Source organism: Pseudomonas fluorescens, from assembly GCF_000802965.1.
Taxonomy (GTDB): Bacteria; Pseudomonadota; Gammaproteobacteria; order Pseudomonadales; family Pseudomonadaceae; genus Aquipseudomonas; species Aquipseudomonas fluorescens_A.
In genome coordinates, this window is sequence record NZ_JSAK01000010.1 from 29,755 (window position 1) to 44,330 (window position 14,576).

Consider the following 14,576-nt stretch of genomic DNA (forward strand, 5'->3'; position numbering starts at 1 on the left):
AGGCGGACCGCCGGTTGGTCGAGATGGTTCGAGTTTGAAACAAACCCACTTATCGGTCAGAACGCATCAGCGCCTCGACACTACCCTCCATCGACAACACCGCCGAGCGATTGCGCCCCGCGTTCTTGGCTTGATACAGCGCCGCGTCAGCCCGCTGGATGAACACCTCCATGCTGTCACGCCCCGTCGGCACAAACGAATAACAACCGAGGCTGACCGTGACATACCCGGTGGGTGAGCCGGTATGGCTGATGTTTTTGTCCATGACGCTGCGGCGAATTTGCTCGGCAATGGTCATGGCGCCGTGGATGTCGGTGTCGGGCAGCAACACCGCAAACTCTTCCCCGCCGTAACGCACGGCCAGGTCCGCCTTGCGGTGGCAGCAATCTTTGACCGCCCGGGCCACTTGCGCCAGGCAGTGGTCCCCCACCACATGACCATAGGTATCGTTGTAGCATTTGAAGTAATCGATATCGAGCATGATCAGGCTCAACGAACTGCTCTTCCGCGCGCCACGCCCGAACTCGATGTCCAACGCTCGCTCGAACAATCGGCGGTTGGCCAGGCCGGTCAGGCTGTCATGCGTCGCGATCAACTCCAACGCTTCCTGGGCCTTGCGCAAATCCGCCTCGACCCGTTCACCAACGCGCACTTGCCGGATGAACACCCATCCGAACAGCGCCACGCCCAACATCACCAGCGCGACGATCAGGCCGGAGCGAAACGCGGTGTCGTACCAGCCCGCAAGAATCGAATCCTTCGACGAGGCCGCCGACACCACCAGCGGGTAAGCCTCCAACTGCCGATAACCAGACAAGCGGACAATGCCGTCCACCATCGAGGTGAGCATCGCATTACCCGACGGCGCTTGCGGCAGGAGTTTTTGAAAGATTTCGCTCTGGGCTAAAGAGGTGCCGATCTGCGACTCCACAAAGGGCCGGCGCGCCAGCAATGTTCCATCGGTCAACGCCACGAACATCGAGCCGTTGTCGTCGATGCTGAAGCTTTTGAAGAACTGGTCGAAGTACGACATCTTGATCCCGGCCAACAACACGCCTTGGAACTGGCCGTTCTTGTCGTTGATCCGCTTTGAAATCGGGATGATCCACTCGCCATTTTCACGGCTGCGAATCGCCGCACCGATGTGCGCCACGGAAGTCACGTTTTGCTGATGGAATTTGAAGTATTCGCGATCCGCCACGCCGGGGCCGCGAGGCAGACTTTCAAAGGAAGTGACGACCCACTGGCCCTTCTGGTCGAACAGCAAGATGCCGTGCAATTGTTCCAGCGCCTGCACGCGTCGGGCGAAAGTTTTCTGCAAGCGTGGCCTGAGCGGCGGACCGAAACCGTCCACTTGAATCCAGTCCACCAGACTGGTCAGCACCAGGTCGGCCTTCATGAACGTGTCTTCGGCCTGCTGCGCCATGGCCCGCGTCAGGTTCGACGACGCAACCTGGGCCTGGCTCAGGTCGTGGCGCCGGGATTGTTCCAGTTGCAGATAAAGCAAACCGCACAGGCACAGGCACACCGTGGCTACAAATAGCACAGCAGCTTTGCGCAGCGGTGCGCGTTTGAAGGCGACGCCGGGAGTGTGATGCCGGTCAAGGAAGCGTGTGGGCAAAAAAACTCGTCCTTTAAGGGCAATGCATGGGCACCTGCCCAAAAGCCCTTATTTTTTGTGCGCGCAGTCTACGGGGTTATCAGGGATAAATGGAGACCACTTGCCAAGTGGTTCCGTTGCCCCTCAGGGAAATGATTTGTCACGCTTGCATGACAGACATGACGCAGCGCAAAGGGCGCATCCCGTTCAACGAGCTACGATTAGTCTTACATCAAGACAGAGAATCGAAATGAGTAAGGCAGACGAGCTCGCGGCGAAACTGAAACACACCCGGGACACCGGCACTGATCAGGCGATTGATAGCTGGGCAGGTCAGGTTTACGAGCTGTATCAGCAGATAGAGACCTGGCTGGCGCCCATTACGGCAGTGGGCCTGGTTCTGCGGCGCAACTCTACTCATGTGTCCGAGAGCACCACGGACGAAACTTACGATTACGCCATCGACCAATTGCTGATCGAAGGTAATAAGCACAGCATCACCTTCGATCCCGTCGCACGCTTCACGGCGGATGGCGCGGGGCGCATCGAGATTCATTCCAAAAGCAACGAACTCGCCCTGTTGCGCACGGTGGACGAGCACGGCGTAACCCACTGGTGGCTGCAAGGGATTGAGCAACCTACACCGCAAACCGATGCGGTCGCATTGACTGAAAACAACTTGCTTGCAGTGGTGCAGGAAGGGTTGGAGCTTTAGGGGAAAGCGACACGTGGCGAGGGAGCTTGCTCCCGTTGGACTGCGCAGCAGTCCCATTTTTTGGGGGCGCTTCGCACCCCAGCGGGAGCTAGCTCCCTCGCCACAAAGTACATTTCAATCACTGGCTACTGCTTGCCTTGCCCCGTCACCATCAGCACCGTTTCGGCCTGCGGCAAGTCCAGCGCGGGCAGTTTCGACGGCAGGTTCAACTGGCGCAGTACCGGAGAATCGTAGCCGTAAACGTCCGGTTTGAACGTCACCCGCCCCTCATTGCTCAAGTCCACGGTCCAGTAAGCCAACAGCACCGGCACCTTCACGGGCAGGCTGATGTTTTCGGTTTTACCCTTGGCCAACTGCTTCTGGATGCCCTCACTGTTCCAGCGCACCGGGTCGTTGAACAACAGCTCGACCAACTGCAGCGGATTCTCCACCCGAATGCATCCGGAACTGGTGGCGCGCATCGACTTGGCGAACAACTCGCGGTGCGGCGTGTCATGCAGGTAAATCGCATAGTCGTTGGGGAAGCGAATCACCACCTGACCCAGGGAGTTTTCCGGGCCGGCATCCTGGCGCAATGTGATCCCGCGTGCGTTGTACCAATCGACCGTCGACGGATTAAGCTCATTGCCTTGTCGATCGAGCGCCCGGATCCGGTTCGCCGCCAGGTAATCCGGATTCTGTTGAATTTTGGGCAGCATATCCTTGACCAGAATCGTCGGCGGCACGGTCCAGGTGGGGTTAAAGGTGATGTAGGTAATTTCCGACTGGAACACCGGCGTGCTGCGAAACGGCTTGCCGACCTGCACCCGGGATCGCCAGATCGGCTTACCGTCGCGGTACAGCGCAACTTTGTACCCGGCAATGTCAACGACGACAAACGTACCTTGCAGCTTATAGAGCAACCAACGCGCCCGCTCCATGTTCACCCGGACCTGATCGATCCGCGCCTCGACGGGCACATTGAGTGCTTCCAGCGTTGTCTTCCCTGCCACGCCATCCGCGCCCAGGTATTGTTCGGTTTGATATTTTTTCACGGCGGCGATGACGCTGGCATCGTAATCGGTTCGCTTGGTTTTGCTCGGCGTCAGGTAACCACCGGCCACTAATCGGGCGCGCAACTGCGCGACTGCCGCACCGTCCATTCCAGGCTTGAGCGATTGCCCTTCGGCGATCTTCGGCCAGCCACCCGCATCCCGAACCCGACGCAACTGCGCCAGGCCATCACGCATGTTGCGATAGACCGTTTCTTGCGGCGGCGCCTGAGCAAACCCGCTGGCAACGTCATGAGCATCGAGCGCGGCGAAGAAGTTGTTCACATCCTCACGGGGGTCAACACCGACCGGGTCGAAGTTCCAGTGAAAATCCAGACGTGACGGATCGACTTTGCCCCGCCGCAACTGCAACAGGGCGGTGATGTAGGTGCGGGTTGCCGCGAGATCGAATGCCGCCAATTGAGCCGGTGACGGCGCAGTGGCTTGTAAGGACAATTGCGCCTGAGCCAACTCAGCAATGCGGAAATCTTCCGGGACCAGGCCGTCGATCTGAGTGTCATTCAGGCTTTTCAGCAATTGCGAGACATCGCGTCCATCCGTCCAGGCTGCGCGGTAGTTGCGATGCGAATAGAAATCCATGACCACCCGGCTCACATCCACCCGCTGATGCTTGCGTGAGGTGAGCAACGGTGGAAACGCCGATTGAAGAGGTTCCAGCGTCGCCTGAATCGCCTGGCCGACAACATCATCGGGCGCCGCGCTCAGCTCATTGACTGCCGGAGTTACCGGCACGATCGGCGACGTTTCACCCATCGCAGTGCCGCTGATCAGAAAGACCATTAAAAAAACGCGGCTTATGACGAATAACCTTGTTAATTGCACCATAGATAATCCTTAATCTCCCGCAAATCAAAAGGCTAGCGTTCCATTCGCTGCTAGACTCGAATTATTCCTGTTGAGACACATTTATGGCGCTACACCGCTTTGGCTTCCTGTTCACAGCCCTGCTGTCGACGTCGGCTTATCTGCCATCAGCCTACGCCGAATCGCTGGAAATCGCTCTGGCCAAAGCCGCTCCGAATGCAAATGCCAAGGTTATCGCCCTGGCAGTGCGCGCAACACAGTGCACCCGCGCCCAAGGCGCAGCCCCGGCGCAGAGATTAGCAGTGATCGATTACTCCCTGCCCTCGACTGAACAACGTCTGTGGGTATTCGATTTGAAAAAGCGCAAATTACTTTTCCACGAACTTGTCGCACATGGCCGCAACAGCGGCGAAAACATGGCCACCCTGTTCTCCAACCAGAACGAAAGCTACGCCACCAGCCTTGGACTCTTCCGCACCCAGGAAAGCTACCGCGGCCAGAACGGCTACTCGTTGCGCATGGAAGGCTTGGAGCCCGGCTTCAACGATAACGCGTTTGACCGGGCAATCGTCATTCACGGCGCACCGTACGTCAGCCCCGTCCTGGCACGCGCCAACGGCCGGATCGGCAGAAGCCTGGGTTGTCCGGCAGTCAGGCCAGCAATTGCCCACCGCCTGATTGACTCGATGAAGGACGGGCAATTGCTGTTTTCCTACTATCCGGATCAGCGTTGGCTGAAGTCTTCTTCCTACATCAATTGTGGGAGCGGTACGGTGGCATCGTCGGAAAAGATTACTAAACGCCAGTAACGCGTGTGATGACGGTTGAGAACTTGTTTCACTACACTCCCCTCTCAACCACCCATCACAAAAGCCCGATAACAATGAAAAACAGCACAAGCGTAATGCTGCTCGGTGGCCTGTTCGCTTTATCTTTTGGCACGCAGGCACAGGAAGTCCCCTCGCATCTGGATAGCGTCATTCAACAAGGCCAACTGCGCGTCTGCACGACGGGCGACTACAAACCCTATACCTCCAAGGCCGAAGACGGCGAATACTCGGGCATCGATATCGCGATGGCCCGCTCACTGGCCGACAGCCTGGGCGTCAAGGTCGAGTGGGTGCCCACCACCTGGAAAACCCTGATGCCCGACATGCTCGCGGGCAAATGCGACATTGGCATGGGCGGCATTTCGGTCACCCTCGAACGACAGAAAAAAGCCTTCTTCAGCACTACGCTGGACGTCGACGGCAAAATCCCGCTGGTGCGCTGCGAAGATCAGGCGTTGTATCAAACCGTCGAGCAGATCAACCAGCCTTCGGTTCGCCTGGTTGAACCCGCTGGCGGCACCAACGAAGCTTTCGTTCACGCCTTCCTGCCCAAGGCGCAATTGAGCCTTCACGACAACGTGACCATCTTCCAGGAGCTGCTGAACAAGAAGGCAGACGTGATGATCACCGACGCTTCGGAAGCGATGTACCAGCAGAAACTCAAACCGGGACTGTGCGCGGTCAACCCAACGCAATATATGCAATACGGTGAAAAGGCTTATCTGCTGCCGCGTGATGACATGACCTGGAAGTTGTACGTCGATCAGTGGCTGCATCTGGCCAAGGTGACGGGTAATTACCAGAAGATTCTGGGGCAATGGGTGGCAGTGCCTGACGCGAAATAACGCTCAGGCGTGCGAATTGCGAACGCAAACCTGTAGGAGCCGGCTTGCTGGCGATCGCGATTTGGCGGTTGACACCGATGTTGGCTGAGCCACCGCAATCGCCAGCAAGCCGGCTCCTACAGACGTCACACGCCCATCAAACTCAATCGTCGTGCAGCAACCCTGAGCTGTACTCGCCGAAGCTGTTGCCCAGCGCACTGCCATGGAAATTCATTTTGTTCGGGCTGGTGTTGGTTGGCCCCGGGCCAAATCCGGCGGAGGGAACGGATTGCGCTGAGTAATTGCTATGAGAACTCACACCCGAACAGGCGCTCAACAGCAAAGCACCGGCGATTAGCGAGACTTTGATCAGGTTTGAGGTCATTTTTTTAGTTCCTGTGGGTGGGTGCGCGGTGGCTGGGTCTTGTGCGTTCATCCTAGGCTGCTGACGAAACGGGGATCGTGAAACTTTGATCGGTGACAGCGTTGGTTCAGGTGTGGCGTATTTTTTGAAGATCGAGGTATTTGTGCAAAAACAGCACGGTCCTACACGACGATAGGAATTGTCCGTACACTTCGCTGTTGCTGCGTTTTTGTCACGAGGCCTATAGTCCGAACGCGCCCCATTGGCGCATCGGGTTTGGCGACTCGATGACAAAGTAGAGGAACCTCCCAGCTATCTCGGAGTGTTTCGGAACGCACTTGGTTACCTCTTTTTGGTGGCTGTGCGTGGGAGACCCTCGGGTCTGCCGGTTTACCTTGTCCCGGTTCGCCAACCTGCGTACAGCTGCCACCCCTTGTTTGGCGACACTGAGTGGTAGTTCACCTCAATACAAGGAATCACTCATGAAAGAATTTATGGCTTTAACCAGCAACGCCGACGATCTCCCCTCCTTTTACGTCAACACCACACAACCCCTGCACTCACTGCTCAGCAGCGCCAGCTACCGAATCAGCGCCGTGACGCAGGTTCTCGAAAACCTCGCCATGCGCGGCGAAATCAGCACCGACTCCGTCATCCTCAGCGACTTCGCATTGCTGTGCTCCATCCCTCTACGCGATGGCTGCGATGTGCTGGATGTCATAGCGCGACGCATGGATGCTGAACCGTCCTGACGCCAAAAAGGGGCGCCCTGCACGGACGCCCCTTAGACCCTCTCCACTTCCATTCCTGATAAACTCCCATCCCTCTCAGCCTCACCCATCCCAGAACGCCAATGCCCCTGATGACCGCGACAACCCCCGCCCCGCTCTCCCGCCGCTTCTCCGTCGCCCCGATGATGGACTGGACTGACCGCCACTGCCGTTTCTTCCTGCGCCTACTTTCAAAAAACGCCCTGCTCTACACCGAAATGGTCACCACCGGCGCTTTGCTCAACGGCGACCACGAACGTTTCCTGCGCCACAACGAAGCCGAACACCCACTCGCGCTTCAACTCGGCGGTAGCGTCCCGCTGGACTTGGCGGCCTGCGCGCGCATGGCTCAGGACCACGGTTACGATGAGGTGAATCTGAACGTCGGCTGCCCAAGTGATCGGGTGCAGAACAACATGATCGGTGCGTGCCTGATGGGGCATCCGCAGCTGGTGGCCGATTGTGTGAAGGCGATGCGGGATGCGGTGTCGATTCCGGTGACGGTGAAGCATCGCATCGGCATCAATGGCCGGGACAGTTACGAGGAGTTGTGTGATTTCGTCGGTACGGTGCGGGATGCCGGGTGCACGAGTTTTACCGTGCATGCGCGGATTGCGATTCTGGAGGGGTTGTCGCCGAAGGAGAACCGCGACATTCCGCCCCTGCGGTATGACGTGGCGGCGCGGTTGAAGGCGGATTTTCCGGAGTTGGAGATCATTCTTAACGGCGGGATCAAGACGCTGGAAGCCTGTCACGAGCATTTGCAGACGTTTGACGGTGTGATGCTCGGTCGCGAGGCGTATCACAACCCTTATGTGATGGCTGAAGTGGATCAACAGTTGTTCGGCAGCACGGCGCCGGTGATCACTCGCGCCGAGGCGCTGGCGCAATTGCGGCCTTACATTGCTGCGCACATTGAGGCGGGCGGTTCGATGCACCACATCACCCGTCATGTGCTGGGGCTGGGCACCGGTTTCCCGGGGGCGCGCAAGTTTCGGCAGTTGTTGTCGGTGGATATCCACAAGGCCAAAGAGCCATTGGTGTTGCTGGATCAGGCGGCGGAGTTGCTTGAAGGGCGCTGACGGTCAGTTGCTTTGAACCTGTGGTCTGTTTTGGCATCGTATTTACCGATACCGCGCCCCGCCTTTCAAACAGCCGTTTTCAGGTTGTTGCCGCTGGGACCATCGATACACGTTCGTACCCTTGAGTGGCTGTCAGCGCTCGGGTAATGTCATCAGACCCACAGGACAGAGCACGCCCATGACTTCCATGCTGGAACAACTTAAACAAATGACCACCGTCGTTGCCGACACTGGCGACTTCGAAGCGATCGCTCGCGTTAAACCGGTGGACGCAACCACCAACCCCTCCCTGCTACTCAAGGCAGCCGCCATTCCTGCTTACGCCGAGTTGTTGAACGCTTGCGTCAGCGACTGCAAGGGCGATGTGGGCCTGGCCAGCGACCGTTTCGGCGTCGCGGTGGGGCAAGAAATTCTGAAAGTGATCCCTGGGCGTATTTCCACTGAAGTGGATGCGCGCCTGTCGTTCGACACTGACGCCGTATTGAAGCGTGCGCACCGTCTGATCGAGCTGTATGAAAAGGCCGGCATTGGCCGCGACCGCGTGCTGATCAAGATCGCCTCCACTTGGGAAGGCATCCGCGCTGCCGAAATCCTGGAGAAGGAAGGCATCCAGACCAACCTGACCCTGCTGTTCTCCTTCGCTCAGGCTGCCGCTTGTGCCGACGCCGGGGTGTTCCTGATTTCGCCGTTCGTGGGCCGTATCTACGACTGGTACAAGAAAGCCAACGGCAACGACTACACCGGCGCGGATGATCCGGGCGTGCAGTCGGTGACGCGCATCTACAACTACTACAAGGCCAATGACTACAAGACCGTGGTAATGGGCGCGAGCTTCCGCAACTTGAGCCAGATCGAGCACTTGGCCGGTTGCGACCGCCTGACCATCAGCCCGGATCTGATCGACAAGCTGGCCGCTGATACTGGCAAGCTGGAACGTAAACTGGCGCCAGGTCATGCCGGTGAAGCGCGTTTGAGCTTGAACGAAGCGCAGTTCCGCTGGTTGTCGAACGAAGACGCCATGGCGACCGAGAAACTGGCTGAGGGGATTCGTCAGTTTGCTCGCGATCAGGAGAAGCTCGAGGCGTTGTTGCAAGCCAAGCTGTGATCTGAGTTGGTGTAATGCAAAAAGGGCGAACCTTGGTGGGTTCGCCCTTTTTTGTGTCTGCCAGGCTGTGTTGGCTTCGCGGCGGTTCTTCGGTGGCTGAATGGCCGCTATCGCCAGCAAGCCGGCTCCTGCAATGGTCTGCGTCGAACATCAAATCTCTGGGCTTGCTGGCGATGGCACCTGGACAGGCACCATCGGATCAAGGGATCAGTGCCGCTCGAGGGCATTCACCAGGTCATGAAACGCTTCACGATTGGAATCGTTCAGGCCCATGAGGATCTTGTGCGCTTCAAGCACTTTGATCCGCACCACTTCTTCCGACTGATCCTGATCTGGCAAGTCGTCCAGGCATTCCGGGCACGGGATTGGCTTGTCTACGATGTTGAAGACTTGCTCGAAACCCATGGACTGCAACAGACGAGTGATATCGTCGTGGGTGGTGACGACGGTCGGCAACAGGCCGACCTTTTGCCGCGACAGGATCGACAGTTTGGCCAGCAGGCCGAGGGTGGTGCTGTCGATGCTGCGGGTTTCGGTCAAATCAATCACGATCGCGTTGAAATTCATCGCGGTGAAGATTTTCTCAATAGTCGCATCCAACGCCGAACACAGGGTCAGGCGAACTTCACCGACGAACTTGAGGACAAAGGTGCCGTCCTGCTCGGCGAACTGGATTCTACCGGTACTCATTAAAGATTCCTGCTCAACACCAACAGGGCGATATCATCCGGCATCTCCCCTAGCGTGGCCAATCCAAAAACCTGCCGCAGACCATCCAGGCTGCCGCCCGCTGCCTTGACCCGTTGGGGCAACGCAGCTTCTTTTTCTTTGAGTGTGGGCTCTGGCAAAAGGTCCAGAATGCCATCAGACATCAGCGTCAGGCTGAACGTCGGCGGCAGCTCCAGCACGTGGTCTTCATAGGTGGCTTCGTTGAAGAGGCCCACCGGCAGACCACGCCCTTCCAGATAACGAACACTGTCGGGTGTGTACAACACTGGCAACGGCAAATGACCACCGATGCTATAGGTCAACAAACCTGTCTCCTCGTCGATGACACCACCGACCATTGTGACGTGTTTGCCCAGCTTACAACTGATCAGGCCCCGGTTGATATGACCAAGAACCTCTGAAGGCTTGAATTCCGGCAATGTACCGCTGCGCTTGGACTCGAACAGCAAGCGCGTGGTCATGAATTTCAGCAGCACAGTGACGAAGGCTGAAGAAGCGCCATGCCCGGAAACGTCCGCCAGGTAGAACGCTACCCGGCGCTCGTCGACGCGGAAGTAATCGACAAAATCACCCGACAAATACAGCGACGGGATGATCTGGTGGGCAAATTTGAAATCATCGATAGCCCAAGGACTGACCGGCAACATGTTCATCTGCACCTGGCGACCGGCGTTCTGGTCTTCCTGGAGCAGGTTCAGGCTGGCGGCGAGCTCGCGGTTGGCCTTTTCCAGCTTCTCGCGGTAGCGCTGGTTTTCCAGCAGCAGGCGCGCACGATCCAGGGCCCGACGCACAGAGTGCTCGAGCACCGCCAGATCTTCGAGAGGCTTGATCAGGTAGTCCGCCGCGCCCAGGCGCAGCGCCTCGACCGCGTCGTTCATCACGCCGGCACCCGACACCACAATCACAGGCGTTTGCGGGGACCGCTCGGTGACCTGGCGAATGAGTTCGAGCCCACCCATCTGCGGCATGCGCAGATCGCAGATGACCAAGTCGGGCTTCTCTTGCTCGAATACCTGAAGACCCTGCTGACCATTGCTGGCCTGCAAGACGCTGAAACCACTGTCTTCCAAATAGGCGGCGAGGCTCGCGCGCACTACTTCGTCATCATCGATTATCAGCAGCGTGGCACTGGTTTTTGGCATGTGGGCAAACGGCGCCAGAATTAGGTTGGCGTAGCGGCTCGGGCTTTGGCCCGGCTCACACTACTGGATTCGCTTTCTAGCCTCTCTGTCGCACCGCTTTCGAGCATTTGCCCTACACACACGTACACCAGAGGTGCCCTTCTAAGGCGCAGACGGTACTCCCATCCGCGAGGCGTTTCAAGCTCACGCCGATGGTCGCTTGACGTCTACACTTGTCAAAGCACCGGGAGTTATAAGAACAATCAAAACCGTAACCCAATGGAAGGATCAAACCCATGAGCCGAACCGATCGGGACTACAGTGAAAAGCGCGATTTCATCCGCATGCGGGTTGATGCCGATGTGTCGCTGATTCATCAAGGAGATGAGGTTGCAGCCGTCTGCATCGACCTTTCCAGCAGTGGCATGCAGCTGCAGGCACCGCGTTTGTTTGAGGTCGGTAACCGACTCAGCGTGCGTATCGAATCCGAATACGCTGCGCTCAAGGGGCTCGAAGCCGACACCGAAGTGGTGTGGGTGAAGGAACAAGTCGGTGGAATTCAGAAACTCGGCCTTACAATCTTGAAGATGAATTAACCCTGCCTCAAACGAAAAAAGCGGCTCAATGGCCGCTTTTTTTCGTTATACCGGTCAGGATTTAAAAATCGTCTTCTACCTGGCCATCTTTCACCTTGAATTCGCGGTTCTGCAGGTAAGCGTTGCGAATGAAGATGTATTTGTCGCCGGTGATCAGCTTCTCGGAAGACAGCAGGTTGGCGCGGGTATCGACAATGTTCAGGCCGAAAATCGAGTTACGCACCGGCACATCGTTGATATAGCGATACGGGCCGGTGTAACCGTCGACGAATTTCGAAGGCGCATCACGCAAGGTGCTTGGACCAAGCAGTGGCAGCATTAAGTACGGGCCGCTGCCGACCCCCCAGTAACCGAGAGTCTGGCCGAAGTCTTCATCATTGCGTTGCAGGCCCATTTTGGTGCCCACATCGAAGAAGCCCAGCAGGCCGAAGGTAGTGTTGAAGATCAAACGCGCGGTGTCGACGCCTGCCGCAGCAGGTTTGGCCTGCAATATATCGTTGGCGAGGTTGGTCACGTCGCCGACGTTGCGGAACATGTTGTGGATACCGTCTTCAAGAAACTGCGGCGTCACAAACTGGTAGCCCTGGGCCAAAGGCTTCAGCGCATAGGTGTCGATCACGTCGTTGAACTTGTAGATCGGGCGGTTGACGCTTTCCCAAGGATCATCTTCCGATGCTGCCTGAGCAGCGAACGGAACCAGCAGTACGCTGGCGCATACACAAAACCGAGCCAGATCATTGCTCCAGCGCATAAAAAAACTCCTTGGAATGTACCGTCGCCAGGCACTCGGCCGGGCGCAAAGACCGCTAGTATAAGACGGAAACGCCGCTTTAGGCAGCATCGCCCGGGTAGCCCTGCGGAGGATTCTCGTTGAATGTGAGCGATTCACATCCGTGTCATTCAACTGTCACCCTGCCCCTTTAGCCTCGAGCCTATTTCAAGGACGTTGATATGCCGCACGCCGAAGCCTTGCCTCAAACCGCCCCGAACCTGACTGCCGTGCTGTTCGGCCTCAGTGGTTGCCTGGTGGATTTCGGTGCACGAGCGCGTTTGCACGGCGGCCAGTCGACCGACCACGGCGAGGTCACTCCTGGCGCCCTGGATACCCTGCACAGTTTGCAGCGCCAGCAGATCCCGTGCGCCTGGCTCGATGATCTTGCGCCGGACCTTAGCCATTCCCTCGCTTCTGCCTTGCCGGAATGGATCAAACCTTCGCAACACCTTGCAACAATCAATCCGTGGCCAGCACCGAATGCATGCTGGCAAGCGCTGATGGCGCTGAACGTCGAGCGCTTGGACGGCTGCGTGCTGGTCAGCGGTGAGCCGCTCTTGCTGCAATCGGGGCTCAACGCCGGGTTGTGGACGATCGGATTGGCGTCCTGCGGCTCGCTCTGCGGCCTGTCGCCCGGCGAATGGCAGGCATTAACCCAACAGGAACGCGACCTCAAGCGCGGCAAGGCAACGGTCAAGCTATTCGGCCTGGGCGTGCACTCGGTGATCGATCACCTTGGTGAACTCGACAACTGCCTGGCCGATATTCAACTGCGCCGACTCAAAGGCGAAAAGCCCTGATGGAGATCATGCAGGTTACGCGGGAGTGGATTAATCTTAGGTAAGCCATAGATCTTTGGCGCGCCGCCGCGGTCTATGCCAGTGCCTATCGATAAAAGGAAGAACGCCATGCCTGCCCGCGAACTGCAAGAACAGCTCAATGCCCTGCGCGAGCAATTGGAACAGAATCCTCCGCTGTCCGAATCCGAGCGCGAAGACCTGCACACGCTGATGCAACAGATCGAACTTGAGCTTGAGCTCGAAACCAAGATCCAGGACACCAACCTCGCCGATAACGTCAATCTGGCCGTCGAACGCTTCGAACTCGAACACCCGACCCTCGCCGACGCCCTGCGCCGGATTGGCACGGCCCTGCACAGCATGGGAATCTGAACCATCGGATACAAAAAAGCCCTGCTAGTGATAGCAGGGCTTTTCATTGAGTGTTTGGTAAATCGCCAAGATCGCAGCCTGCGGCAGTTCCTACAGGGAAACACATTCCAATGTAGGAGCTGCCGAAGGCTGCGATCTTTTGATTTTGATCCTATTGACGAACCAGACGATGGTTCGGCAGCTGCACTTCTTCAGTACTGCGATACGGATTGATATCCAACCCGCCGCGCCGCACATAACGCGCATAAACCGTCAGTTTCTCCGGTTTCAGCAACCGCTGCAGATCGAGGAAAATCCGCTCCACGCATTGTTCATGGAAGTCCGAATGCTGGCGGAAGCTGACGATGTACTCCAGCAAACTCGCATGATCCAGCGCCGCGCCGCGGTACTCCACCGCCACGCTGCCCCAGTCCGGCTGACTGGTGACCGGGCAATTGGATTTGAGCAAATGGCTGTGCACGCTCTCTTCGACAATCCGCGAATCATCGCAACGCAGCAGTTCCGGACGCGGGTGTTCGTAGTTGCTGACGCTGATATCCAATTCATCGATGCACACGCCAGGCAATGCCACGACGCCTTCGGCTTCGACATCTTTCAGGCTGCGGATGCGCACGCCGACCGGTTTGCCGGCGGCGGCCGACAGGTCTTTCACCAGCGTCGCTTCGAGGCTCGCGGTGTCGGCAAATGGCGTCTGGTTCAAGGAGTTGAGGTACAGCTTGAACGACTTCGATTCGATGATGTTCGGCGAATCCGCCGGAATGCTGAATTCGCCGATCGCCACCACCGGCTTGCCCGACGGCAACAGCCACGACAGTTCGAAGCAGTTCCAGAAGTCCACGCCTTTGTAAGGCAGTGTTTCAGCCGTCAGACCCAGCTCGGCCCACTTCGCGGTACGCGGGATCGGGAACAGCAGAGACGGCGTGTAAGTGGCGATGTATTCGCTGGATTTGCCCAGCGGCGAATGTTCGGCTGCGGGATGCATGGCGGAAACCTGACTGAAGAATCAGCGGATTCTATCAGCCTTTGCTCCCGCCTTTGAG

The 14,576-nt window shown here is 57.7% G+C and carries 16 protein-coding genes; 9 read left to right on the forward strand and 7 right to left on the reverse strand.

All coding sequences use genetic code 11. The features are described from left to right. Positions 1-49 precede the first annotated feature (49 nt). Positions 50-1,621 carry a sensor domain-containing diguanylate cyclase gene (locus tag NL64_RS09395; protein WP_034147860.1) on the reverse strand — a complete coding sequence of 524 codons (1,572 nt, stop codon included), beginning with the start codon at positions 1,619-1,621 and terminating at the stop codon, positions 50-52. 229 nt (positions 1,622-1,850) lie between these two features. Here NL64_RS09395 and NL64_RS09400 point away from each other — a divergent pair, with 229 nt between their 5' ends. Next, positions 1,851-2,315 carry a hypothetical protein gene (locus NL64_RS09400; protein ID WP_034147861.1) on the forward strand — a complete coding sequence of 155 codons (465 nt, stop codon included), beginning with the start codon at positions 1,851-1,853 and terminating at the stop codon, positions 2,313-2,315. Between the two features lie 125 nt (positions 2,316-2,440). On the opposite strand, the gene NL64_RS09405 is transcribed toward NL64_RS09400, so the two are convergent. Then, positions 2,441-4,192 (reverse strand): L,D-transpeptidase family protein, encoded by a 1,752-nt coding sequence (locus tag NL64_RS09405; RefSeq protein ID WP_034147862.1) that lies wholly within the window; start codon positions 4,190-4,192, stop codon positions 2,441-2,443. Positions 4,193-4,275: 83 nt separating this feature from the next. Between NL64_RS09405 and NL64_RS09410 the strand changes: the two genes are divergently transcribed. Together NL64_RS09410 and NL64_RS09415 are read left to right on the forward strand one after the other, a co-directional pair. Then, entirely contained in the window at positions 4,276-4,980 is a 705-nt protein-coding gene (locus NL64_RS09410; protein ID WP_034147863.1) for a murein L,D-transpeptidase catalytic domain family protein, read from the forward strand. A 74-nt stretch (positions 4,981-5,054) separates the two neighbouring features. Continuing rightward, on the forward strand, positions 5,055-5,846 hold the full coding sequence (locus tag NL64_RS09415; RefSeq protein ID WP_034147864.1) for a transporter substrate-binding domain-containing protein: 792 nt from the start codon (positions 5,055-5,057) through the stop codon (positions 5,844-5,846). A 142-nt stretch (positions 5,847-5,988) separates the two neighbouring features. Here the strand turns inward: NL64_RS09415 and NL64_RS09420 are convergent, their stop codons facing one another. Beyond that, positions 5,989-6,210 (reverse strand): hypothetical protein, encoded by a 222-nt coding sequence (locus NL64_RS09420; RefSeq protein ID WP_034147865.1) that lies wholly within the window; start codon positions 6,208-6,210, stop codon positions 5,989-5,991. A gap of 461 nt (positions 6,211-6,671) precedes the next feature. On the opposite strand from NL64_RS09420, the gene NL64_RS09425 reads away from it, so the two are divergent. From NL64_RS09425 to tal, 3 genes are all read left to right on the forward strand, one after another. Then, the gene (locus tag NL64_RS09425) at positions 6,672-6,941 is read left to right on the forward strand and encodes a hypothetical protein (protein WP_034147866.1); all 270 of its coding nucleotides are present in this window, start codon (positions 6,672-6,674) and stop codon (positions 6,939-6,941) included. A gap of 101 nt (positions 6,942-7,042) precedes the next feature. Then, a complete protein-coding gene (gene dusA, locus NL64_RS09430; RefSeq protein ID WP_034147867.1) occupies positions 7,043-8,041 on the forward strand; it encodes a tRNA dihydrouridine(20/20a) synthase DusA in 999 nt (332 codons plus the stop codon). A 178-nt stretch (positions 8,042-8,219) separates the two neighbouring features. Then, entirely contained in the window at positions 8,220-9,146 is a 927-nt protein-coding gene (tal, locus tag NL64_RS09435; RefSeq protein ID WP_034147868.1) for a transaldolase, read from the forward strand. A 207-nt stretch (positions 9,147-9,353) separates the two neighbouring features. Here tal and rssC read toward each other — a convergent pair whose 3' ends face one another. Continuing rightward, positions 9,354-9,836 (reverse strand): anti-sigma factor antagonist RssC, encoded by a 483-nt coding sequence (gene rssC, locus NL64_RS09440; RefSeq protein WP_034147869.1) that lies wholly within the window; start codon positions 9,834-9,836, stop codon positions 9,354-9,356. Further along, entirely contained in the window at positions 9,836-11,017 is a 1,182-nt protein-coding gene (rssB, locus tag NL64_RS09445) for a two-component system response regulator RssB (RefSeq protein WP_034147870.1), read from the reverse strand. The genes rssC and rssB overlap by 1 nt, the downstream gene beginning before the upstream one ends. 275 nt (positions 11,018-11,292) lie before the next feature. On the opposite strand from rssB, the gene NL64_RS09450 reads away from it, so the two are divergent. Continuing rightward, positions 11,293-11,592, forward strand: a complete 300-nt coding sequence (locus tag NL64_RS09450; protein WP_034147871.1) for a PilZ domain-containing protein — start codon at positions 11,293-11,295, stop codon at positions 11,590-11,592. Between the two features lie 61 nt (positions 11,593-11,653). On the opposite strand, the gene NL64_RS09455 is transcribed toward NL64_RS09450, so the two are convergent. Continuing rightward, entirely contained in the window at positions 11,654-12,343 is a 690-nt protein-coding gene (locus NL64_RS09455) for an MlaA family lipoprotein (RefSeq protein ID WP_034147872.1), read from the reverse strand. 200 nt (positions 12,344-12,543) lie between these two features. Here NL64_RS09455 and NL64_RS09460 point away from each other — a divergent pair, with 200 nt between their 5' ends. Both NL64_RS09460 and NL64_RS09465 read left to right on the forward strand, forming a co-directional pair. Beyond that, positions 12,544-13,164, forward strand: coding sequence for a hypothetical protein (locus NL64_RS09460; RefSeq protein WP_034147873.1), 621 nt, complete (start codon positions 12,544-12,546; stop codon positions 13,162-13,164). A 108-nt stretch (positions 13,165-13,272) separates the two neighbouring features. Next, the gene (locus NL64_RS09465; protein WP_034147874.1) at positions 13,273-13,536 is read left to right on the forward strand and encodes a DUF4404 family protein; all 264 of its coding nucleotides are present in this window, start codon (positions 13,273-13,275) and stop codon (positions 13,534-13,536) included. Between the two features lie 151 nt (positions 13,537-13,687). Here NL64_RS09465 and queF read toward each other — a convergent pair whose 3' ends face one another. Continuing rightward, on the reverse strand, positions 13,688-14,518 hold the full coding sequence (queF, locus tag NL64_RS09470; protein ID WP_034147875.1) for an NADPH-dependent 7-cyano-7-deazaguanine reductase QueF: 831 nt from the start codon (positions 14,516-14,518) through the stop codon (positions 13,688-13,690). Between the last annotated feature and the right edge of the window lie 58 nt (positions 14,519-14,576).